The organism is Desulfuromonas sp. AOP6 (genome assembly GCF_009731355.2).
Taxonomy (GTDB): Bacteria; Desulfobacterota; Desulfuromonadia; order Desulfuromonadales; family SZUA-540; genus SZUA-540.
This window is the reverse complement of record NZ_AP022810.1, coordinates 1243244-1267330: the sequence shown is the minus strand read 5'-3', so window position 1 is coordinate 1267330 and position 24087 is coordinate 1243244. Positions and strand designations below refer to the sequence as shown.

The 24087-nt window shown below is 54.9% G+C and carries 18 protein-coding genes; 8 read left to right on the top strand and 10 right to left on the bottom strand.

Annotation, left to right across the window (positions count from 1 at the left end; all coding sequences use genetic code 11):
• Positions 1–148 precede the first annotated feature (148 nt).
• From AOP6_RS05990 to AOP6_RS05955, 8 genes are all read right to left on the bottom strand, one after another.
• A complete protein-coding gene (locus AOP6_RS05990) occupies positions 149–1801 on the bottom strand; it encodes a cytochrome c3 family protein (RefSeq protein ID WP_155875690.1) in 1653 nt (550 codons plus the stop codon).
• Positions 1798–2862, bottom strand: a complete 1065-nt coding sequence (locus AOP6_RS05985; protein ID WP_155875689.1) for a 6-bladed beta-propeller — start codon at positions 2860–2862, stop codon at positions 1798–1800. The genes AOP6_RS05990 and AOP6_RS05985 overlap by 4 nt, the downstream gene beginning before the upstream one ends.
• 17 nt (positions 2863–2879) lie before the next feature.
• Complete coding sequence (locus AOP6_RS05980) at positions 2880–4841, bottom strand: hypothetical protein (protein ID WP_155875688.1); 1962 nt, start codon at positions 4839–4841, stop codon at positions 2880–2882.
• 107 nt (positions 4842–4948) lie between these two features.
• A complete protein-coding gene (locus tag AOP6_RS05975) occupies positions 4949–5491 on the bottom strand; it encodes a cytochrome c3 family protein (RefSeq protein ID WP_225897365.1) in 543 nt (180 codons plus the stop codon).
• Positions 5492–5566: 75 nt separating this feature from the next.
• A complete protein-coding gene (locus AOP6_RS05970; protein ID WP_155875686.1) occupies positions 5567–6751 on the bottom strand; it encodes a hypothetical protein in 1185 nt (394 codons plus the stop codon).
• Positions 6752–7014: 263 nt separating this feature from the next.
• On the bottom strand, positions 7015–7707 hold the full coding sequence (locus AOP6_RS05965; protein WP_155875685.1) for a cytochrome c3 family protein: 693 nt from the start codon (positions 7705–7707) through the stop codon (positions 7015–7017).
• Between the two features lie 452 nt (positions 7708–8159).
• A complete protein-coding gene (locus AOP6_RS05960; protein ID WP_155875684.1) occupies positions 8160–9515 on the bottom strand; it encodes a cytochrome c3 family protein in 1356 nt (451 codons plus the stop codon).
• A 64-nt stretch (positions 9516–9579) separates the two neighbouring features.
• A complete protein-coding gene (locus AOP6_RS05955; protein WP_155875683.1) occupies positions 9580–11097 on the bottom strand; it encodes a sigma-54 dependent transcriptional regulator in 1518 nt (505 codons plus the stop codon).
• Between the two features lie 656 nt (positions 11098–11753).
• On the opposite strand from AOP6_RS05955, the gene AOP6_RS05950 reads away from it, so the two are divergent.
• Both AOP6_RS05950 and AOP6_RS05945 read left to right on the top strand, forming a co-directional pair.
• Positions 11754–12554, top strand: coding sequence for a cytochrome C (locus AOP6_RS05950; RefSeq protein WP_155875682.1), 801 nt, complete (start codon positions 11754–11756; stop codon positions 12552–12554).
• A gap of 41 nt (positions 12555–12595) precedes the next feature.
• Positions 12596–14278 (top strand): PAS domain S-box protein, encoded by a 1683-nt coding sequence (locus AOP6_RS05945; RefSeq protein WP_213194787.1) that lies wholly within the window; start codon positions 12596–12598, stop codon positions 14276–14278.
• Here the strand turns inward: AOP6_RS05945 and AOP6_RS05940 are convergent.
• Positions 14255–15565: a solute carrier family 23 protein gene (locus AOP6_RS05940; protein WP_213194786.1), complete on the bottom strand. Its 1311-nt coding sequence runs from the start codon at positions 15563–15565 to the stop codon at positions 14255–14257. The two genes, AOP6_RS05945 and AOP6_RS05940, sit on opposite strands and share 24 nt — an antisense overlap.
• A gap of 235 nt (positions 15566–15800) precedes the next feature.
• Between AOP6_RS05940 and ftsE the strand changes: the two genes are divergently transcribed.
• From ftsE to AOP6_RS05915, 5 genes are all read left to right on the top strand, one after another.
• On the top strand, positions 15801–16466 hold the full coding sequence (gene ftsE, locus AOP6_RS05935; RefSeq protein ID WP_155875679.1) for a cell division ATP-binding protein FtsE: 666 nt from the start codon (positions 15801–15803) through the stop codon (positions 16464–16466).
• A gap of 63 nt (positions 16467–16529) precedes the next feature.
• A complete protein-coding gene (ftsX, locus tag AOP6_RS05930; protein WP_213194785.1) occupies positions 16530–17426 on the top strand; it encodes a permease-like cell division protein FtsX in 897 nt (298 codons plus the stop codon).
• Between the two features lie 38 nt (positions 17427–17464).
• Positions 17465–18604: a peptidoglycan DD-metalloendopeptidase family protein gene (locus tag AOP6_RS05925; RefSeq protein ID WP_213194784.1), complete on the top strand. Its 1140-nt coding sequence runs from the start codon at positions 17465–17467 to the stop codon at positions 18602–18604.
• Between the two features lie 24 nt (positions 18605–18628).
• Complete coding sequence (locus AOP6_RS05920; RefSeq protein WP_155875677.1) at positions 18629–19948, top strand: S41 family peptidase; 1320 nt, start codon at positions 18629–18631, stop codon at positions 19946–19948.
• Positions 19949–20006: 58 nt separating this feature from the next.
• Entirely contained in the window at positions 20007–21161 is a 1155-nt protein-coding gene (locus AOP6_RS05915) for a divergent polysaccharide deacetylase family protein (RefSeq protein ID WP_155875676.1), read from the top strand.
• A gap of 29 nt (positions 21162–21190) precedes the next feature.
• On the opposite strand, the gene AOP6_RS05910 is transcribed toward AOP6_RS05915, so the two are convergent.
• Positions 21191–22576: a ParA family protein gene (locus AOP6_RS05910; protein WP_213194783.1), complete on the bottom strand. Its 1386-nt coding sequence runs from the start codon at positions 22574–22576 to the stop codon at positions 21191–21193.
• Positions 22577–22656: 80 nt separating this feature from the next.
• Here AOP6_RS05910 and xseA point away from each other — a divergent pair, with 80 nt between their 5' ends.
• Positions 22657–23865 carry an exodeoxyribonuclease VII large subunit gene (gene xseA, locus AOP6_RS05905; RefSeq protein ID WP_155875674.1) on the top strand — a complete coding sequence of 403 codons (1209 nt, stop codon included), beginning with the start codon at positions 22657–22659 and terminating at the stop codon, positions 23863–23865.
• Positions 23866–24087 lie beyond the last annotated feature (222 nt).

Genomic DNA, 24087 nt, shown 5'->3' with positions numbered 1-24087 from the left:
ATCCTGTATTTTTTAAGGCTTTTTCCCCGGCGATCTGTCGCCTGAATGGTTTCCCCTAATTCACACGTAAAACCAGGGGAAATCCCCAATGAGAAAAGCCACCTCCCCATCATGAGAAGTGGCTTTTCACCAGGATTAAAAGCGGTTTTCAATATATTTTGGGATTACTTACATGACAACTGACCGTACAGGTTCGCGCAACAGAGTCATAACTGGCGGTGAGGGGATCGACAAAGCGGGTATCGAAATTGATCAGGTGGGCATTGGCCGTGGCTGTCGCACCCCTGGCGGCAGGCACGCCATGGGGATCATGACAGGCCGAGCAGGGAACCTGCTGGATTTGAACATGAGAGACATGACTGTTGCCAAAGGTAGAGACAGCCGGATTAAAAAGGGCGTCTGGATCGTGGCAACGAAAGCAGAGGGCGTAGTTGCTGGCGGCATAGGGCATGGGATAACTGTCCTGTTCGTACTGGGCCAGCAGCAGATGAGGATAGATGGAACCATGAGGGCCTTCGAGCCCTGCCCCACCTGCCCGAAGACTGTCGTCACTGGCGTGACAGTCAATACAATAGATGGAGTCCGCCTCACTCCATTCGGGTCTGAGGCTGGGCACATAGCTGTTTTTGCCTGAGCCGACCACCGGATGATAAGACGGATTGGCCAGATCAAAACGCAGGCGCTCGTTACTTTCCTGGATGACACGGGGAACGGACACCGCGTAAACGACCTGGTTGTCGGCGTGACATTTGAAACAGATTTCGTACTCATGCATGGCTTCTTCGACCAGCGTCCCGGCGGCACTGACTCCGCGAACCCCCTGCAGACGGCCGCTGATGGCTGGCGCCGCTGACATGGGCGCGTCCTGGGCGTTGAGCTGGTGGGCGTTGTGACAGTCCTGGCATTCCACATGTTTGCTCATGGTTCCTGGATTTTCAGCAATATCGTGAATCCCGGCCGTCGCCGCGACAGGGTGAACGTAGAGCTTGTTGAACACACTCTGGACATCGCCCCCGGAACCGCTGCCATTGTGGCAGGTGGCCAGACAATTGCCCTCTTCAGTCGCTCCGCGCAAAAGGTGGCCGAAACCCGTGGCCCCATGGGAAGCATGACAATTCTGACAGCCCGTTTCCGCCATGGCAGCGTCCGTGGCGTGACTGCTGGCCGTCCATCCCCTCTTCGCATGGCAGCTTGTGCATAACCCTCCATAGGCATTGTCCATAACGAGGAACATACCATAGAGATCTTTGTGCGGATTGTGACAGGCGGTACACTGCAGCATCACCCCGTCTTCAAGGTGAATCTCCACAGGCAACATGGCCGGATCAACCAATTCGCCCCGCTCAGTGGCCAATTGTGCCGTATACGCCAAAGAGATGGGATGGTCGTCAGCCAGGTCGGTTCCAAGATTGCTGCCACCAGGCGGCAGGGAACTGATCCCCCCGGTCATGGGTACCGGATCCGGCCTGCCGAACAGCATCCCCACAGCGATGGTGCCATCATGACAACTCAGGCAGAGTCGCGCCCCTCCCGTGGGCTGTCCAGGAGAAGAGACCAGGGTTGTCGAGGCGTAGAGGTTGTAGATGGCACTGCTCATCTGCCTGTTCCAGAGCGGGGTGACATCGCTGGCATGGTGAGGGGTATGACAGAAAACACAGACTCTGTCTTCCGTCGTTGCCTTGATCGTTCCCGGGCCGCTGACGGAAAGGTTGTGCTTGGTCGAAAGAATGTCAGTAACACCGGGTTCAGGGGCCAGCAGCAACACCGCCAGCAGAAATAGCAGGCCATGGAAAAATCTCACGGCAACCTCCTTTCCGGATTCTCGGCAACTGGCTCTTTCAGGTACTGAAAAATCTGAACCCTGCGGTTGTAGGCATCGACCACGTAAACCCGGTCCTGTCCGTCAATGTGGATTCCCGCCGGCATCCAGAACTGCCCCGGCCCGCCACCGCTCTCGCCAAAGGCGAGCAGGAGCCGACCTTCGGCGTCAAATATCTGCACGGCGTCAAAGAGGGCATCACAGATATAAATATGGCCTTCGCTGTCCGTGGCCACGCCCTTGGGTTTGGCAAAGCTGCCGGCCGTATCACCCGGACTACCAAAGGAGGTGATGAGCTGCCCTTCCAGCGAAAAGACCTGAATGCGGCTATTGAGGGCATCGGTAACATAGAGACGACCATCGGCAATCCACAGATCCGTCGGATAATTGAAACGGCCCGGGGCATCGCCACGCGCCCCAAAACGCAGCTGTTCGATGCCGGCACGGTCGAAAGCCACCACCTGATGAGCTTCGGTTTCCGAGACGTAGAGCCAGCCATTACGGGGGCTGAAGGCAATGCCGGTCGGCCGGCGCAGGACAAAGGAGAAGAGAGGCTGCATCTTTTCTTCTGGCGCCAGCACGTAAATGGCCCCTTTTTCCGAATCGGTGACATAGTGTCGACCCGTATCATCAACGGTGATCCCGATGGGTGAAAGGAGCCCTTGTCCTGCTCCGACAATGGCAAAGGATTTTGCCGCCAGATCGAGGCGGTAAAGCCGTCCAGCCCCGGGATCGGTCAACCACATTTCATCATCAGGCCCCACAGATACACCGTAAGGCCGGCGGAATCCTGTTTCTTCGCGCCCGAAGAGGGTATCCCTGAACTTTTGCCAAAATCCCTTTCGCTCGACGACATCGAGGGAAGAGCGGATTTCTCCCAAGTATGCAATCCTGGGCGGCAGCGGCGGCCCGGGCCACACCAGTTGTTGCTCCGGCAACATCTCAGGCTCCTGGCGGAGCGCACAGCCGCCAAGGGACACGAGAATCAGCACCAGGAGGGCTACCCCAAGGAGCGACCGTCTGCTGGAAAGAATTGCATCCATAAATCCGTCATCCCCTCTCAGAAATAGCGCCGCACATAGAGATAAAGGTAGTCATTACGCTCGCGGCTCTCGTCACTCCACGTCCACTCCACCTCCGACTGCAAACGGAACTCCATGCGTCCCAGCCAGTACTGGTATCCCAACGTCATCGACAGATTATCTTCGTGAATACCGTCTCCCCGGCTGACGCGGCCCAGCCCCCGCAGATTAAGCCTGCCGTTGCGATGAACGACGCGACCAAAGTCAGCGGAGAGACTCAGGATATTGCGCCGAGACTCTCGCCTGAGCGACAATCCCTCCGCGCTCGTCAACAAGGTCTCGGTCAGCGTATATTGATTTTTCAGACGCAAGGCCAACTGACCGGCCAAAAGATCACGGCGGCGAAAAAGGTTGCCGGTGACGGATTGCTGATTCTGCCAGTCGCTGCGTACGTCTTCATACTGCACACCGGCACTGCCGCCGTCGAAATTGTGGTCGATGCCAAGCAGGTAAAAACGGGTGTGACTCAAATAAAGGGAGTCGGGATCAGGACTATCGGGCTCCTGCCTGCTGCGACCGTAATTGAACTGCATCTCCCACATATTGGCCAGGGCGTTCAAAAGGATACTCAGATTGTCAGTAGTCGTCGTAAAATCAATGCTCGGATCAACCGTGTAAGAATAATCGACGGACAGGGTTGTTCCAGTGGGAATGACGGCCGGGTCAAGCGCGATCAGCTCGGTGCGCACCCCCACAACCTCCAGCTCATAATCGATCCCCTCCTGGTACAAAACAAGACGATCGGCACTAAAGACCCTGACCGTTGACGGCACTATGAAGTTCTGTATCAGAAAGTCGCGACCATCCGTAACAACCAGCGTTTCAGCTACCACAACCAGCTCGTTACCGGCCAGGTCACGCTCCGTCATGGCAACCCGCCGGCCCAGATTCAGGCCGAGACGACTTTCGCCTGCGAGTTGTTTGCTGTAGTTCAGGTTCAGGGAGCCGCCCCGGGTCTGTTCTTCACCATTGTTGTATTCCCGTTTTTCCAGATCCGCCTGAAACCTTGTCACCAAGCTGGAAAACAACCGATGTTCCAGGCTGATTTCTTCTCTTTGCCTGTCCCGACGTTGTCCCTCGGTTTCATCCCTGTTCAGGGTGTGGGCGGCTGATACCGTCAGGGCCTTGCCTGGTGTCAGGCGCAAACGCTCCTCCCACAGGGTGCGTTCTGATTGGCGGCTGCCGGTTTCGCTGCTCAGGCGATAGCGTGAATCGAGCGTATGGGGGCGGGCGACATTTCCGAGGGTGAGCTGATTATTGAGAGACACCTCGTAGCTGTCGCTTTTCAGGGCAGGCAGACTGGCAGCATAAGTCGTAGCGTTGCTCAGGCGACTGGCGGAAAAACCGCTTTGGCTGAGGCTGTGAATACGATGGCTGACCTGAAGGCGCATTTCCTCCACGGTCTGGGTGCGGTCGAGAGAGAGTCCTTCCGTCTGCGTTTCGTTGCTCCGGTAAAGAATGCTGGCGGGCAGATAATCGTTGCGCAACTGCAGTCCAACACTATTGCTGGTCACCGTGCGGTCATAGTCCCTGCCAAAAGGGACGAGAACACGCTCCTGGGCGTAGCTGGTCAGAAAGCTGCCAGGCGCCGGGGATTTGTCGAACAATCGACCGTCCAGATAAAATTCCCCCCGGACGCCTTTCCAATCGCGATCGTCCCCTCGGCCGTCGCTGTGGCTGACGGTCTGGGCCAGGCCCAGATCCATACTGAAGCGCCCGCTCCACCAGCGATGATCGAGCAGGCCATAGAGTCCTTCAAAATGATAGGATTCCTCCAGATCATGATCTGCCGACCTGTAGGTACGGCTTCCTGACGAACTGCGGGAATACCCATTGAGTTCGTAAGCCGCTTCTCCCCAGGAGCGAAAGTCACTCAACAGAAAGAGAGCCCGGGGCTGCGCCAGAACGTTCGTAGGAAAGACAAGAAGTAAAACGACCACGACCCAGAGCCTCCGGAAAACCCGGTATTTTTTCTGGAGGCATTGTCGTCGTGGCGTCAAAGGCATGAGAAAGACCGGGCTTAGGGGTAATGGTCGCAGAGACGTCGTCAGCGGAGGAAATAACGGGCCTGCCCTGAATGGGGATCATGACAGTCACCACAGGCCATCGACCTGTCTGATACTTTTTGATGCATGGTAGCCGCCAGTCGCTCCTCTCGGTGGCAGCTTTGACAGATCTTTTCAGGCTGCTGCCTCAGGAGAAAGAGATTGGATGAACTGTGGGGCAGATGGCAGGCAAGACAATCTCCGACAGCCACCGGGCCATGAACAAAGGTGCCGCTGATAATCGTGTCGTGGCAGACGAGGCAGAGTTCCTGCCGGGGATGAATCAGGCCGCCGTTCTCGGTTTTGCTCTGAGCATGGCAATCGCTGCAGCGCTTTTCCGTATAAGGTTTGTGGTTCGACCCTGTGACGGCCGGGCCTTCCCCCTCCCCCTGAAGGGCGGTGGATTTTTTGGTGTCGCCATAATCGGCACAGATGTCGTCTGGATTGGGAGGAGCGGGAACGCCATCAAAGACGGTCGAAAGAACCCGGTGCCGCGTACCCGGATCGCAGCCATAAAGCAGACCGAGGCCCATAAGAAGGATCACCAGACAAAACCGCCATGCCCATCGATTTGTGCATTTACAAACCATTTGTTTTATCCTGCCTGCAATAAGCCCTGCTTATTTGGAAGGAATTTTTTCTTTATCGCGGCGCTGCTGCTCTTTGCGTCTTTCCTCTTCGGCTTGGCGATAGAAAGCGTCATAATCCACGCCACGCATATGTCCCAAACCGTAAATGGAGACTTTCGCCGGGCCTTCCTGATTGGCGACAAAAATCAGTTCGCTCAATTCGAAGCCTTCGGCCGCCAGTTTCTGAAAATAATCGAGCCGTCCAGAAGAGACCGCGATGCCGGCTGGAATATTCAGTGAGCCCTTAGCCTGACCGGGATCACCGAAAAACATCAGCAGGCGATAGTCCTTGTTGAACACCTGCACATTCTGAAAAGCGGCGTCAACCACATACATTTGTCCGTCACCACCGGCGGCCACCCCTCGCGGACGGCTGAACTGCCCAAAACCATCACCAAGCTTACCGAAACCGCCCAGGTAATTGCCATCCCGGTCATAAGAGAGAATGCGGCCGGAGAGCACGTTGCTGACGGCAAACTTCCCCATGTCATCCAGGGTCATGCTGATGGGCAGACGGAAACGGCTGTCCGGATCGCCGGTATTGCCGAACTCGTTTTTCTGCTTGCCGCTCTGCCGGTCGAGCACCCGTATGCTGTGATTTTCCGAATCGAGGATATAGACCTGACGGGAGTCGACAGCAACATCGACTGGTTTCATCTTCAGGTCATCGCCATAGCTGCGGACGAAATTTCCCAGGGCATCGTAGGCGAGAATGAGCCGTCGCTGGGTATCGGCCACAAAGAGCTGCCCCTCACTGTCTACAGCTATCCCGGTCGGTTTTTTGAGAGAACCGGGGCCAAAATTTCCCTTGAGCAACTCAAAACGTCCTTTTTCAAGATCGATCACCGCCACGGTACGCTGCATGGTGTCCGATACGTAGAGAGTCGTGCCGTTGACCGCTAAACCGTAAGGCTTGACCAGAGTGCGAACCCGGGTCTTCTGGTTGCCGCTCTGCACACTGAAAAGGGAAAAACTGTCGTCCTTGGCCTCAACATCGCGGGAATCCCTGATTCCCAGCAGGAACTGTATGCGAGGAGGGTTGGGCTCAGGGGGGAAAAAGACCGGGTCCTTGGATACGGCCGACTTGCCCGCACAACCCGTCAAAGGCCCCATAATGCAAAGACTTAAAACAACCACTCTGAGAATTTTCCCGATCATGCTGTCGTATTTCCTCATTTAGCGTTGCCTCCCATGATGGTGTGGTCAAAATCAAGATGATTGAAGGCTGCAATCTTCATACCCGGGTAAAAAGCGATCACGCCCTCGTTGTTTTATGCAATTTCAATATCTTAGATAAGACCAGCCTGCCACGGGGACCGTCATTTGAACTATTAATAGCGTCTTTTACCGGAACAACGGTGGGAGCCTGCGGTATGACGTGAAAGGGCCACTGGCCAGAGCCAGTGGCCCACAAATTTCAGCAGTCCACTATCAGCATCTTACTTGGCGTGACAGCTGCGGCAGATCTGTGAATCGGCCTGAGGTGCGTAGAGGAAGTAGGCGTCCATAACCGTATTGGCGCTGTTGTGAACATCGTGGCAGCTGGCGCAGGTGAAGGTGGTGCCTTCCCAAAGGACATCGGCGATGGTCACGCCCTTGGTGCTGCCCATGAACGGCGTAGAGGCATCGTTGATCTCGTTATCCGCCGTAGCGACATCCAGGTAGTTGAAGCCGATAGGATGGTCGTTCATGAGGATACCGCCCGTACCGACGGCATAGTCATTGTAGAAATCGCCGACGAGGACGTCATTCCCGATCTTGCCATAATAGGAGTCATAAGCGACGACGCCGTCATGACAGCTCATGCACAGACGGGAGGGGCCATCCACCACATCAAGGCTGACCACCGCATCCAAGGTCGCGCTGGTATAAGGCATAAAGACTTCCTGGGTCAGCGGCTTGGTCCACAGAGGCATGTAATCGGAAAGGCTGGCGTCTTCCGCGTGGTGAGGAGTATGACAGTAGGCGCACACACGGCCCTGGGCATCAGGGACATCGTCAAGCAGCGTCATGTCATGGGGTGAATTAACGATACCGCTGCCAGCGGTATAAGGATTGGTGGCAGCATACGAAACAGCGGCAGAGAGTGCGACGGCGCACAAGGCGATAAGCAACTTCTTCATCTTGCTCATTTCTAATTCTCCCTTTAATTCATGAAAAATACGTTAGTAAAACCTCCATTGTTCCCACGTTCAGCTCTTTTCCCCACTGTCCTGCAGCCGCAGGCACCCCATGTGCCAGGACCATCCGGAGCAGCGATCATCTCCTCCCCCAAAGAAGAAATGATCTATTAAGGCTGCCGTTCCATAGAGCAAGGGCGATGCCAAGAGGCGAGTCTAAACCTGCCTTATTATTTTCCATATCATTTCAAATACTTAACCAACCCCCCTCACAACCTCCCACGCCATGCCTGGGGTGATGTTCTGAGAAGCATGGGGGCATGTCCTTACCCCATCTCTACCTGAAGCTTTGCCATTTACCCACCTTTTCGCCCCTGAAGGCCATATCCCCATCTGCGGAGGGCAAAAAAAAGACCCCGCATAAAACGGGGTCATGAAAGCCGGGGGCTTTTCTTACAATGGAATCAGGGCATCTGGTAGTCCACAGGCTGGTCACGATCGTAGGAGAGGCTGCGATGACAGCCGGGCGTACAGCCCCCTCCCGTCTCTGTTTTCTCAAAACGGGTGGGAATGCGCCAGTCGCCGAAAACGGCCCCCTGTTCGCTGACCAGTTTTTCCAGGTTGCTCGCGTGGGGCTCGTGGCAGGCGCGGCAACTGCGTCCCTTCCAGGGATCGGCGACATGAACGTAATGAAGATTGTTCTTGCCGTTGCGGAAACCGGTATAAATGGAGGTCTCAGGGAATCGCAGCATGTCGCTGTCATGGCAGTTCATGCAGAGGGCGTAGGTATCCGCCTTGAAGGGAGCATAGAAACCGGCAGGATAGGCGTCATTCAGCAGACGGAAATAATCGGAGCCATGTGGGTCATGACAGGCGGCACAGTCCCCTTCCGCCACGGGACCATGCAGCATCGATTTACCGTCGAGCTCACGTGCCATGTTTTTAAGGGGCCGGGAGCGACGATTATCATCCTTGCCGTGGCAGGAAAGACAGACATCCTGTTGCGGGGCAGGAAGCAGGGCCGGATGGTCGGAAAAATGCGTAGAATGGCAGGAACCGCAACTCTCCTCACGATAAAGAGGAGCGTGCCGGGTGGATGATTTGGCCAACTTGTCCCCAAGGGCCGGATGGCAACCGAGGCAGAGTTCGGGTTGCGCCTGTTTCAGCAATTTTTTGACGGGAGCGGCATGAGGGTTGTGGCAGGTGGTACATTCGGACTCGCGCACGGCGGTATGCACGACGGGAGACTTCGCGAGCCCTTCTTCCATGTCAGCATGACAACGGGTACAGGTTTGCACCAGCGAGCGCTCAAGGAGACCAGCGGTGTTCGATTCATGCGGGTTGTGGCATTCGAGGCAGGCCCCTACGGCAGCGGGGCCATGCATGACCTCAGCGTCAAAACCCTGCTGATCGTGGCAACCAAAACACAATGGCCTCACATCGCCTTTATCAACGTTGAGCAGCGAGGCTCCCTTACCGTGGGGGTCATGGCAGGAGGCGCACTCCCCAGTCTGGACCGGCGCATGGACATTGCGTTTTTTTCCCATTTCTTCGTGACACTGACTGCACAGATTCGCCCCAGTCTCCACAAGAGCCATTGTCTGGCGCCCCTTCTGTGGATGAGGAGAACCCTCGGCTTGGTGGCAGGAGAGACACTCCCCCGCCTGCACCGGGGCATGGCGAGAATCCTGGACCCGCATGCCGGCGTGGCAATCGGACGTGAGACAGTCCTGGGCCACGGCCACAGACCATTCGCCACAAAGGAGAAAGAAAAAAATCAGAAAAACGGCAAAACGGCCAAAGAAAACGCGAGGACGCATGGCAATCCTTTACGGGGGTTAAAGCAGGAAGCAAGGATTCAACAAAAGGTCACTCCAAAACCGGCTAGCCCGAGGAAGCAGAGGCCTCCGATTCCTCGTTAGGATAGTTATCCAGCCCGAACTTCTTACGCCGATAGCGAAGAGTGTCAAGACTCATGCCAAGGCATTTGGCTGCCCTGGTCTGATTGCCCCGGTAACGGGCCAACGCCTGCATGATGTAAGCCTTTTCCACGGCCTCAATGGAAATGCCTTCGGGGGGCAGAATGACGCGAGGGAGACTCGGGTCATCGTCGAAAATGGCCTCTTCGACCCGGGTCGAGGATGGAAAGTCGTGGATGATGGCTGCTGAAGAGCGAGCAGGCGCAGAGGATTCCGATTCCTGAAAGTCAGTAAAACCTTCCTCTCTTTTCTGGACTTCAGGGGGAAAAAACCGGGAGGTCAAAAGCGGCCCCTGCTCCATGATCATGGCCCGTTCGATGACATTGCGCAATTCACGGCAGTTTCCGGGCCAATTGTATCGGCTCAGACAATCGAGAGCATCCGGCGCCAGCCCTTCGATTTTCTTACTGTACCCGCGATTAATCTTGTCAATGAAGTAGGAGGAGATTTGTTCGATGTTCTCTCGGCGTTCGCGCAAGGGAGGCAGTTGAATGCTCAGAACATTAAGGCGGAAAAAGAGATCTCCACGGAAGGTCCCTTCTTGAACCATGGATGGCAGATTCTGGTTAGTTGCGGCGATAATGCGAACGTCGACTTCCGAGTCACGATTACTGCCCAGCCTGCGATAGCGCTTGTTTTCTATCACCTTGAGAATTTTGGCCTGCATGGCCAGGGGCATGTCGCCGATTTCATCAAGGAAGACCGTACCGCCATCAGCCGCGGCGAAAATACCTTTTTCCGAATTGGCGGCGCTGGTAAAAGCGCCCTTTTCATGACCGAAGAGTTCGTTTTCAAGAAGATGTTCAGGAATAGCCGCGCAATTGATATCAATGAACGGCCTGTCACGGCGAGGGCTGTGCTGATGCAGGGCACGGGCCACGAGTTCTTTGCCGGTGCCGCTTTCACCAAGAATGAGCACGGTCTTGCATTCTGCTTCGGCGCAGACCTTGATCATCTTAAAAACTTCCATCATTTTGGCCCCGGTGCCGATAAGCCGATCGTAATCTTCCTCGGGGGGAGAAAGAGGCTGGGGCGGATTGACCGGCATATTCAGCGTTCTTTTTTCAAGAGCCTGGGCGATGGTCTGATGAATGGAAGCGATATTGAAAGGTTTACCGATGAAATCTTCCGCCCCCTGCTTTAAAGCCTCAACAGCGGAGTCCATATGGGAATTGGCGGTAATGATAATGACCGCCAGACTGGGATCATGGGCTTTCATCTGCTTGAGCAGGTCCAACCCATTGGCGTCAGGCAGAAAGACATCGAGCAGCACAACATCCGGGGAAAAGGAGAGCAGTTTGGCCAGGGCCTCTTCACCCGTGCCGGCGGTATCGGTCTCATAACCGCTTTTTCCCAGGGATGTCCCTAAAGACCAGCGAATCAATTGTTCGTCATCAACGACCAGCACACGATTATTCGCCATGCAAATACTACCTTCCCCTTTCTGTCGGCTCTAAAGTATACACCCTCGCACAGATAACATGGCTGACAGAAGCCCTCTTCCATTTAAAATCAAAAAACAAAAAATACAATTCAGCTATTGCAATATATGATAAGCAATATAAATGATTGGACTTGTTTAATTTTGATACAATGACAGCAACTGTCAATATAATATTTTTTAATAAACCCAGAGACCGCCACAATACATGAAGAATAATTCTTATCCCTATATAATTCAGCGACTGAACAATGACGATATCGGTCGTATGCTAAACAGGGACAGTTGGACAATCAGCTTTTCATCATATTTTGTATTTTATATATTCTTCCTGCCTCCACTTTAATGCCATCCCTTATTGAGCAGAGCGTCCCTGCACCCGGCTCCGAGGCCTGTGAAAACTCTGAACCGGGATCATTATCTAATGGGGATATGCACGTTTTTTGGGGCATTTCGCCTGATTCATGAACGTTCTCACACCCCTCTTCTGGCTATTCTCCAGACGAAAGAACGTAATTTTAAGACGTTACAAATAAAAGAAGGGCGCCGGCACACCCCCTGCAAAAGCAGAAGAATCTCCGGGAGTCCAGACAAGCAAACCCGGGACACTATCCAAATGCGCAAGAGAGGATAATTCGTTGCCGTCATCCCTGCTGTTTCGCACTCTGATTTGCGCCCTGGCCGGCCTTTTTATTGCCGTCGACTCGTTGTGGATGCCATCCCTCGCCGAGACCAACATAACACCGACCTTGAATTCGAGCCTCTGCCAGTTGTGTCACCAAAGGCCTCCCCTGGACATTGTCGAGGCTGGGGGAGGACACCAGACCAAGATTACCTGTACCGACTGCCATCAGGGCCACCCACCCCAACAGCTGGAAATCATTCCAGCCTGCCAGCTCTGTCATGTGGCCAAGCCCCACTATACCCTGGATAGCTGTCTTTCCTGTCATGCGAATCCCCACCGTCCCCTTGAGGTGACTTTTCCGGAAAGGACCACGGGTCCCTGCCTAACCTGCCATGAAGGTGAGGGAGTTGCCCTGCGGACCCATCCATCTGGCCATAGCCAACTCAGCTGCACCGGCTGTCACCTGACACACGGCACACCACCAGCCTGCACAGAATGTCACCAGCCCCATGGCAACGGCATGAAGCAGTCGTCATGCACGGGGTGTCATGATGCCCACAGTCCGACGCTGCTTGAATACCGCCGGGACGTATCCTCCACGGAATGCGGCTCCTGCCATGGAGAGGTTCTGGTTCGTCTTAACGAAAGCGACACTCGTCACGCCAAACTGGACTGTCTGACCTGTCACTTGTCCAGACACGGCACTGTTATGGATTGCGGGGGATGCCACGGCACGCCCCACTCAGAGACAACCCACAATCAGTTCAATCGCTGTCAGGATTGCCACAACGAGGCCCACGATCTGAGCATCTGATTTTAGAATTTAAAATGGCCGGAAACGCCTGGATGAAATCAATGATGAAAAACTCCGCCGAGAATGAAAGACTCTCTGTCGATGAGATGAGAATGCCGGGGAAAACCGCTTATCTCCACAACTTTGCCAATGACCCTGGACTGGACTATGCACACAGGATCATGGAGGAGAACCAGGAACGCCTGGAAAGGATTTTCTCCAGCGTCCCCGTCGGTATCCTGGTCATTGACGCCGAAAACCACAGAATCATCGATGCCAATCCCAAGGCGCTGGAAATGATCGGGGGCCATCGTGAAAAAATTCTGGGACATGTCTGTAACAATTTCATCTGCCCTGCCAAAGAAGGGGAGTGCCCCATTACCGACAGCAATCATGCCCTGAACGATTCAGAACGCAGCCTGCTCACCCTGAATGGGGAAAAGCTTCCTATCCTGAAAACCGTATCGACCATTGGCATCGGAGGCAAAAAACATCTTATCGAAAGCTTTCTGGACATTTCCGACCTGAAGGCGACGAAACTCAAACTGGAGGAGAGTGAAAAGCGCTACCGGGATCTTTTTGAAAACGTCAGCGACATGGTCCAGATGATTTCGCCAGACGGGCGTATTCTTTACAGCAATCCGGCCTGGGAAAGCCATCTGGGCTACGACAATCGAGAAATAGCCAGTCTTCACATAACCGACATCATCGACGCCGGACATCAAGAGCAATTCATGGCCACGGTCGCCCGCCTCTCCGCCCGGCAGAAGCAGGGGCTGGTCGAAACCATCTTCACGACCAAGGACGGCCAGAAAATCCCTGTCGAAGGGAACATCAGCTTTCAAAAAGAAAACGGCAAACTGGCCGGCATCCATCTGATCTGGCGGGACATCACGGTGCGCAAGAACGAAGAGGCGCAGATGGTCAGTCTGAACAGACAGCTTGAATCCATGGTCACGGAAAAGGATCGATTGCTGCAGGATGCCCAGATCAAACTGATCCGAGCCGAAAAAATGGCGACAATTACGGGCATGGCGCATGGAACGGCTCATGAATTGAACAACCCTGTCAGTGGCATTCTTTGTGCCGTTCAGGTCCTCAGAGAAAGTAAGCAGTTATTGCTTAACGACCAGGAAACCATTAAAGCCGCCCAGTGGCTGGAAGCCATTGAAAAAGCAGCAACCCGATGTGTCAAGATCGTCGACGACCTGGACGTGTTCTGCGACCAGGAAAAGACCGTGTTTCTCAAAACGGACATCGATCACATCCTGGAAAGGGCTCTCGATGCCCTGGGGCCGGAAATTGAGGCGAGAGGCATTCGAATCAGCATGCCTCCAGGTCCTCCGCTACCGAGAATCGATGCGGATCCCTGGCAAATGGAACGCATGCTGACCAATATTTTGCGCAACGCCATTCTGGCCGTCGATGAAAACGTGGGTGAAATCCGTATCAGAAGCTGCCTTACCAAGGATAACGGCTGCGACGAATCCATGATCCGTCTCTCCATCGGTGACAACGGGTGCGGTATCCCAACCGAAAACCTGTGTCGGATTTTCGATCCCTTCTTCACGTCCTGGCCTTCAGGCAAGGGAACAGGACTGGGGTTGACGGTCTGTTACGGAATTGCCCGCCGGCATCATGGCGATATCGATATTTACAGTACCGGGAAGGGAACGGAGGTTGTTGTTACCCTACCGCTCAGCCAGCATGGCAGAGAAACGTCAGTCCGATCCACGCACCCTTGAACGGCGCACATCTTCCGGCAGGATGACGTGTTCGAGCAACATGACGGCGGTTACTCCAACCACAAAGCCGTTGCCTAGGATAGGTCGCAGTACAGAAGGCATGGACAGCAGGGCCGAATCCGGCAGGAAAGAGACGATGGTTCCCAACAGCAAGGGAAGCCCAAGAATCAAACCATCCTCAAAAAGAAAACCGCCAGGAACTTCGAAAGCCAGCAACAAACCAGCGGACACCTGGGCACACAGGATATAGAGCAGAACAGCCCCCATCACCACGGACGGTATGGCGGCCAACCAGACCAGGGCCGCCGGAGAAAAGGCCAGAAAGAACAGCACCAGACCGGTCGGCAGCAGCGCATATCTCGACGCACATCCCGTCGCCATCACCACACCCGGACTGAGGGAAAAATTCACCGGACCGATGACGCCAAGCCAGCCGGACAGCAGGTTGGCCACGCCCGTCACCGTAATCCCCCGGCGCACCCTCCCCTCCATGTCCCCTGCCCTTACGACTTCCCCAATGGATTGAATGGATCCCAGGTCATTGATGGCGAGGGCAAGGTAGCAACAGAGGAAGGAAACCAGCACCCCTGGGTCCAGCCGGAGGGAAGACGTCAGATTCACGACAAAATGCCCTATACCGGGCAAAGAGCTCGCGGAAGAGGGGGAAATCCCCGGAAACAGAACATAATAAGCCAGACTCCCTGCCGCCAGGGCCACCACGATAAGCATGGCCTTTTTCGGCCCACGCAGCCAGCGATGCAAAAAAAACATGCCTACAAGCAGCGTCATGGCAAAGACGAGACTGGCCAGAGGAGAGACCCCCGACCTGCTGCCGATGAGCAGGTCCATAATGGGCGCGGCCAGCGTAAAGGCGATAAGCAGCAGGACAAGAGCCACCACACGCGGCGTAAAGAGCCGCTGCAACGAGGGAAAGAGGCCGAGGGCGCTGAAAAGGGCCAGAACGGCGCCGCCAATCATGATCGAAGTATAGATTGTCGGCAGATCATGCCCCTGACTGGCGACCACGCCAATGAGCAGCACCGCCGCCGGGCCTAGAACCAGCGGGAGCCGGTGCCCTACCAGAAGCTGGACGACCAGTGTAACCGCCGTAACAAAAAAGAGTTTCTGCAGATAGAGGATCTGGCCAGCAAGATCCTGAAATTGAAGCTGTCCGACAATACCGCCGACAATAATGACACCCGGCACCGAAATGGCGAGCCACTGCAAGCCATACAGCACCAGCTCACCAGGGGGTGGCCATTCGTCAAGCCCTCTTTTAAACTCCACAGGATTACTCCTCTCTGACTGAATTCGGCAGGGGATCAACGCTTTCATCTTTTACCACAAGCCCCCTCTCCAGACCACAGGAAGCTTCGCCTCTGTCCCTGGGGCACTATTTCCCTGTGGTTTTTCATTCAATTTCACGATCGGATATGTTATCTCTAAGAGCCCGTGAACGGCACTTGAGGATAGAGCCCAACTCTCTCAATCATCCGATTCGACAACAGGATTTCAACCTGCCATGCTTCAGCTTTTCAATATCAGCAAATCCTACCAGAAAGATTCGGCAGCGCTCGAAGATGTCAACTTCAAGGTAGGCAAAGGCGAATTTGTCTATATCACGGGTCCATCCGGTGCGGGCAAATCCACCCTGCTCAAGCTCCTCTACGGGGCGGAGAAACCATCGAGGGGCCAGATTTTGATCAACGGCCAGAACTTCACCCGCATGGGAGCTGCGAAGATCCCTTACATGCGTCGAAGAATCGGCATCGTTTTTCAGGACTTCAAACTTCTCAACACCCGCACCATCTTTGAAAATGTGGCTTTCCCGCTGGAAGTCCAAGGGAAAAAACGCTTTGAAGTCAGCAAAAAGGTCTACCTGGCTCTGAAGCATGTAGGTCTTGAACATAAACTGCAGCGACGTCCCCTCGAACTCTCCGGCGGCGAGCAGCAGCGCGTGGCCATTGCCCGCGCCCTGGTCATCGACCCGCTCATTCTCATCGCCGACGAACCGACGGGCAACCTGGACCCTGAAGCCACTCAGGCTATCATGACGCTGTTCAAGGGAGCCAACGCCCGTGGCTCCACCGTGATCATCGCCACCCATGACCGTGAGATGATTCGACAGTTTCCCCGCCGCGTCATCGCACTTGACCGGGGACGGGTGATCGAAGACCGCCAGCCTTAAGGACGCGTCAGCGATATCAGGGCAGAGGGTCTGTCTTCAACGTAGATTCCAGGGAGAGTCACCTTGTTTGAGCGTTTTCTCTATTTTCCTTTACGCGCCCTGCGCAACATGCGGCAAAGCCCTTTTCTGTGCATTGCCGCCATTGCCACGGTCTCCGTATCCCTGACTATTCTGGCTTTTTTCGCCATCGTGGTGCTCAACGTCCAGAAACTGACCACGAACTGGAGCAAAGAGGTCCAGGTGGTAGCCTATATCGACCAGATCCCCGACCAAAACCAGATAAAAGCCTGGGTCACCCAGATCGGCAGCCTGTCCGAAGTGGCTCTGGTTACCTATGTCTCTCCCGCTGAAGCCTTCAATCGCTTTAAAACCCGACTGGGGCAGGACGCCGGTCTGCTTGAGGGACTTGGGACCGACATCCTGCCAGCCTCGCTGGAAATCACTCTGAAGGAAGACCACCGAAACCGCCTGGGTATCGGCAAAGTGATCTCACATCTGCGCCAGGACAGTCGTTTTTCGGATCTGAGGTATGGGCAGGAGTGGCTCGAAAAATTTGAAGCCTTTGTCGCTCTGCTTAAAATGGCGGGCGCTTTTCTCGGCGGATTTCTTCTCTTCGCCGCCCTGTTTATCGTCTCCAACACCATCCGCCTCACTCTCTTCGCCCGCCGCGACGAATTGGAAGTCATGGCTTTGGTGGGAGGCACCCCCCTCTTCATCAAGACCCCTTTCCTTCTGGAGGGAGCCTTTCAGGGGGCCCTTGGCGGCTGCCTGGCACTGGCCGGATCGTATGTTCTCTATCTGATATTTCTTAAAGAAGGTCTTTCATCGCTGCTTTTGGCCACCGGCGTAAACACCATCACCTTTTTACCTTCACAATACGGTTTTGCCGTAATTCTGGCCGGGATTGCCCTTGGATTTCTGGGAAGTCTCCTGTCCCTGCGAAAGCTTGTCCGGTTCTGATGATCAGCATCCGTTTTTCAAGACTGTCTTGCCTGTTGATGTTTCTGTGCTGTGTTGGCCTCCTGCTTCGGACGACCTCGGCCTGCGCCTCATCACCACGTGAAGAGCTGGAAAAAAGTCGGCAGACGCTGGAAACCATCCAGCAACGTATCCAACAGACAGTCAAAGACCTGGACCGGAAGAAATCAGACGAGTCCTCTTTGCGGGCAGACCTGGAAACGGTCGAACAGGAACTGCGTAAAATCGATCAACGCAAAGCCGGCCTCAGCAGCCGTCTTAATCAGCTGGAAAAAGAGATCGCCGAAAAGGAAGATCACATTCGCCAGACGAAAACCTCAATCGACCGCCTGCAAGACCAGGTCGAAAAACGCCTGGTCGCCTTGTATAAAGGCGCGGATGCCGGTTTCATCCGTATTCTTTTCGCCGGTATTCCTCCGGCGAAAATTGCGGAGGAATATGACTTCCTCGGTCGCATTGTGCAAAAAGATCGGCAGCTTCTTAATGACTACCGCACCAATTTGGCCAACCTGGAAAAAGCCACGGTTCAACTGAGAAATCTGCACGATGAGCAGAAGGAGGCCATGGCAACTTTACGCGGCGAAGAAGCCAACTTCGCCCAGGCCCGCAAACTCAAGACCCGCCTGCTCAGTCAGGTACGCAGCGACCAGGAGACTCTTGCCCGACAACTCGGTGAATTGGAAGAAAAAGCCGAGCGCCTGAGTGATCTCGTCAAAAAACTTGAATCGGAAAAGCCGCACGAGTATAGTCAAAAGTCAGGCCTTTTCGCTGCCCAAAAGGGACGTTTGCCTTGGCCGGCAACCGGCATAATCCGCACCGGCTTCGGCCTGGGGCGCCATCCGGAGCTCGGCACCGCATACGATAGCCACGGCCTGGAAATAAGCGTGGGAGTGGACAAACCGGTTTCGGCGGTCGCAGCTGGAAAAGTCATCTTTGCCAGCTGGTTCAAGGGTTATGGCAATCTTCTCATTCTCGACCATGGCGACAGCTTCTACACTCTCTACGCCCAAACCTCCCGGCTGCTGAAAAAGGTCGGAGACAAAGTCTCCGCGGGTGAGCAAGTTGCCTTCTCAGGCTATGAGGGGAACGAGAATCTGTACTTCGAAGTTCGTGAGGGGCGAACCCCTCTTGACCCGACAAAGTGGCTCGTCCCGCGCTAGACAAACCACACTGGAGGAAAACTGATGCACAAAGCCAGGCGGTCAACGATCCTCATCCTCGTCATGGCCCTAGTTCTTTTAGGCTGGATTTCAACCGGGGCATCGAACCCCACCAGCCAGGCTGAAGTTCGCGCCCAGTATGAGAACATGGAACTTTTCACGGATGTCCTGTCCATCATCCGCAAAAATTACGTGGAAGAACCGGACACCAAGAAACTGATCTATGGGGCCATTAACGGCATGCTGAGTTCTCTTGATCCCCATTCCGCTTTCATGCCGCCAGACATGTACAAGGAGATGAAGATCGATACCCGTGGCGAATTTGGCGGGTTGGGTATTGAAATCTCGATCCGCGACAACATTCTAACCATCGTGGCTCCCATTGAGGACACCCCAGCATACAGAGCCGGCTTGATGGCGGGCGATCAGATCATCAAAATCGAAGACCGTTTTACCAAAGACCTGAGCATCATGGAAGCGGTCAAGCTGATGCGCGGCCCCAAGGGCAGCCAGATAACCATCACCATCATGCGCGAGGGATTTGAGAATCCGAAGGCCTTCACTCTGGAACGGGAAATCATCAAAACCAAAAGCGTAAAATCGCGAACCCTGGTCGACGGCTATGCCTATGTACGTATTTCCCAGTTTCAGGAACGTACGGATTCCGACCTGGCCAAAGCTCTCGCCAACCTCATGAAGGAAAACGACGGCACTCTCAGCGGACTGGTGGTCGACCTTCGCAATAATCCAGGAGGGTTGCTTGACCAGGCGGTCAACGTCTCTGACTTCTTCCTGTCATCCGGTCTTATCGTTTATACGGGAGGTCGCGAAAACGACAGTCAGATGAAATTTGAGGCTCATGCCGACAACACGATCCCCTATACTCCTACGGTCGTGCTCATCAACAATGGCAGCGCGAGCGCCTCGGAAATCGTCGCTGGTGCCCTGCAGGACCATGGCCGCGCCGTCATCATGGGCACCCAGAGTTTCGGCAAGGGCTCTGTACAGACGATCATCCCCCTGAGCGATGATTCGGGTCTGAGGCTGACCACAGCCTATTACTACACCCCCAACGGACGATCCATCCAGGCCCTGGGCATCACTCCGGATATTGTGGTGCCGGAAATGGAGGTCAAAGAGCTTCAGCCGCCTCATGCATTTAGCGAGAAGGATCTGGAAAATCACTTCGAGACCACCGACTCCGCTACCGCCAGCAAGCAGCGTTCCAGTAAGCAGAAATTCCAATTGAGCGCGGATGACATGAAAGATTATCAGCTCATGCGGGCTCTAGACCTCCTGCGAGGCTGGCAGTTCTTCAGCACGTTGAATCAACCGGCGGCCTGATCCTCATCAACCATCAAGCTAAAAGGGGGATGTTGCCATCCCCCTTTTTCATTACGTTATGGCCAAAAAGAAAAAAGCACCCCCCAGGACAGCTAAGGGCAAAAAGAAGCGCCAGCAGAACAACTGGCCGTGGATGGCTCTGGCTGCCCTTGTAGCCGTTATTGGCCTGCTGCTAGCCCTGATCCTGCTGCCGCAGCTGCGGGGAACAAAGACTGCACCGACCGTTGCCAAAAAGCCTTCCATCCTGACGGAAGTTCTGGTGGAAGACATCCGGATCGAAGTCGAGAGCGCCCTGGTTCGAGCCGGTGCCAAGTTACCAAATCAAGCCCTGAAAAATTTGTCGCCCGGGCATTCTCTGAAGGTGGAAGGATCTTACCCCGAGGCGGCTGCTCTCGATGCTCTGCAAAAACGGCTTAAGCGCCTTTCCGGCAACATTCAGGTACAGAACCATCCGGCCAGAAAAACTATTGTCATCCTGTGGGATGGAAGACTGCTCTTTGCCGTCGAATATCCATCGGAGCCACCAGCTACAACTATCACTGTAGCTGGGCCCCGTGTCGCCATTATCATCGACGATGTCGGCCGCGACCTGGCCACGGCAAGGGAAATCCTCGACATCGACCTTCCCCTCACTGTTGCCATTCTTCCCTTCAGTCATAAAGCCGCCGAGATTGACCAGCTGCTTTATCAGCAGGGGCGGGAAATTCTCATTCACATCCCGATGGAGCCCCAGGGATATCCTGATAAAAATCCAGGTCCGCAGGCCCTCTTTGTCAACCTTGACCAAGACGAGATCGGGAACAGGTATGCTGCCTATCGACAGAGGGTGCCCCATGCCACCGGTGGCAACAACCATATGGGTTCCCGATTTACCGAAGAACGCCAAGGTATGCGCACCATTTTGGCCCAAATGAAAAAGGACGGTCTGTTTTTTGTGGACAGCCTTACCACGCCACGCTCAGTCGCCTATGCCGAAGCGGTAAAGACCGGTATACCGGCAATCGAAAGGGATGTCTTTCTCGATAACGTCCAGGAGACGGGACGCATTCTGACCGAAATCCATAAGTTGGCAGCCTTGGCTCAAAGACAGGGCCACGCCGTCGGCATCTGTCATCCGCACCCGGAGACGCTGGAAGCCTTGCGTCAGTCGGTCAGGATTTTTCAGGAGGCGGGCGTTACCGTAGTGCCCGTTTCGCAATTGCTCAGGCCTTAGGTGCCAGGGACGTTTAACGGGAGGGCATATCAGGGCAGCTGGCGGCGGATTTTTTCGCCGACTGCCTGTAAGACGGCATATTCGCCGCTGGTCAGAATTTCTTCCGGGGTATCGCTGTGAACTTTGCGGATCAGGAGAAACTCTTCCCCAAGGCGTCCATCCGCCGAGGCGATCGTGGCCGCCAGAAGCTGCTGTAGATCGGAAGATTTCGATAGAGAATCCAGCATGATGGACTTATGGGAAACTTCCAGCCCAGCCTGATCGAAGCGGTAGAATGACAGCTCTTGCCGAAAGTAACCACTTGTCCCCGGCTTGCGATGCAGGACGAAATAGGCCTGCGTCGCCGACTCCCGGAAAAAGCCCTTCAGGGTGCCCTCGGCGGCCGAGGTCGGCGCGACTCCATGGAAGTGGGTCAAAGCCAGTTGGTTGAAGCAGTCGTCATGCATGAAACCAAGAACCCGACCGTCGGAGGTTTCGGCAAAGTAACCAGCCTGACTCACGACACCGTCTGCCAGCAGAGACCTTCCGCAAACGAGGCAGGACGAATGGGCCCGGGAGTTGCGCTCCAGATAGGCAGCCTCGTCGCGCAGGGACTCATCATGAACTGCCGTCTTTATGGCCGCCAGACGACGTTCGTCATCTCCCCTGATGCCCAGATATACCTGTCGGGCGAGATGGGCAAACTGCAAGTGAACATCGGTACCGCGCCCATGGGTCAATATGGGATAGACACGACCTTCGGGATTTGTGTTGAGGGATTCCACCTTGGGACTTTTGGCGATATAGCCTTCAAAACAGCGGTAACCCCGGTTGATAGCATACCCCTTGAGAAGCTGATAGGAGTCCTTGAAGGTACCGCTGTAGTGAACCCGCGAATCAAGCAGGCAGGGCAGAACCCGGATCGCCCGCCGCGGCAACTGGAGGCGGTCGAAAAAAGCATAGAGATTGCGACAGTTTTCCAGGGAGGGGGCATCCTTTACCGGCACGATGACGCGATCCGAGGCGAAAAGAGCGTTCTGGGTAAACACATCGAGATCGGGACGGGTATCGATGATGACGATCCCCTGCAGGCCGGAATTTGCCAGAATGCGTCCAAGGATATCGACACGGTCCACACGGCTGCGCAGTGGGCTTAAATCCCGACTGGAGGGAATAAACTGGACACCATACTCACCGAGTTCAACTATTTCCTGCAAGGGACGATCGGTAAAGAGGTCCGCCACCTCCCCCTCTCCTGATCCGCGCCCGATGCGGAACATCTGATCGACGGAGAAATGATTATCAAAACTGAACAGGGTGACGGGCAGGTCCTCGTTGAGGGCCTTAAGATAAACCGCCAGATTGGTAGCAAGAGTAGTTTTGCCCACGCCCCCCTTTTCACTGGATACAGTTATAATGTAAGGTTGATTTGTCAATCGGCTCATCTCCTGGTTTTCAAACCCTAGATATAGGGCATAACCAACAACTTGTCAACTTCCAACCCCAAGATATTGTTATGAGCATTTTCTCCCATCCCGAAAAAATCCTGACTGTCAGCCGCCTGAATGCCCTGCTCAAAGAGACTGTTGAGGATAACTTTGTACAAGTCTGGGTCGAGGGGGAAATATCCAACTTTACCCCTGCCTCTTCTGGGCACTGGTATTTCTCCCTCAAAGATGAAAACGCCCAGATTCGTTGCATAATGTTCCGAGCCCAGGCCAGAGCCCTGGTTTTTCGGCCGGAAAACGGTACTCGTGTTCTCTGTTGCGGGCGCATTTCTCTTTACACCCAAAGGGGAGATCTTCAGCTGATCGTTGAGACCATGGAAACAAGAGGACTTGGCAACCTTCAGCTGGCCTTCGAGCAACTGAAACAGAAACTCATGGCTGAAGGGCTTTTCGACACCCATCGCAAACGCTCCCTGCCTGCCTTCCCACAGGTTATCGGCGTTGTCACTTCAGCGACGGGGGCGGCCATACATGACATTATCACGGTCTTGCAGCGACGGAGCGTCGGTTTGCGCGTTCTGCTCCGCCCGGTCAGGGTGCAGGGCGAAGAAGCCGCCGGGGAAATCGCCGAAGCCATTGCCGACCTGAACCGTCAGGGGGAGGTAGATGTTCTTATCGTCGGCCGGGGGGGCGGCTCCCTGGAAGACCTTTGGGCTTTTAACGAGGAAAGAGTGGCCCGAGCCATTCACGCCTCGCAAATTCCAGTCATTTCTGCCGTCGGTCATGAAGTTGACGTGACCATCGCCGACTTTGTCGCCGACCTCCGAGCTCCAACTCCCAGCGCCGCGGCCGAGTTGGTCGTCAAAAACCGCCAGGAACTGGAAGGACATGTTGACCACCTGATTCTGCGGCTGGCCAGTCCCATGAGCAACCAGCTCCACCTCCTCAAGGAACGCCTTGAGGGTCTGACCAGACGACTGAGGTCTCCTGCCCAGTCCCTGGCGATAAGGAAGCAGCATCAGGAGAACCTCAGCCTGCGCCTGACAAAGGCCATGGCACAAAAACTGGAAAAATCAGAAAGTTATTTTGTATCGACAGTAGCCCGTCTGGACACTCTTTCCCCCCTCAAAACCCTCACCCGCGGGTATGCCATCGCCTTCAGGGAAGAGACTGGTGATATCGTGCGCCAAGCCAGAGAACTGACACCGGGAGACCACCTGAACATTCGTTTCGGTCAAGGAAGCGCTGAGGTCCAGGTTAAGAAGGTTTCACCATGAAGGCCACTCGCTGTTTTTCCCTTGCTTCCCTCCTTTTCCCCGCAATTGTTTGGGAAGGCCTCAACCCATGTTGAACCTGCAGAAATCCTGGTTGGAGAAGCTGCCATCTTACGATCCAGCGGACCACACCCGCACTGGGGCACCATCTGGCCGGATAAACGCATCGCACCTCTTCCTGTCGGACGCTCTCTGACCCCGAAAAACCTTGACTCATCCCGGTAG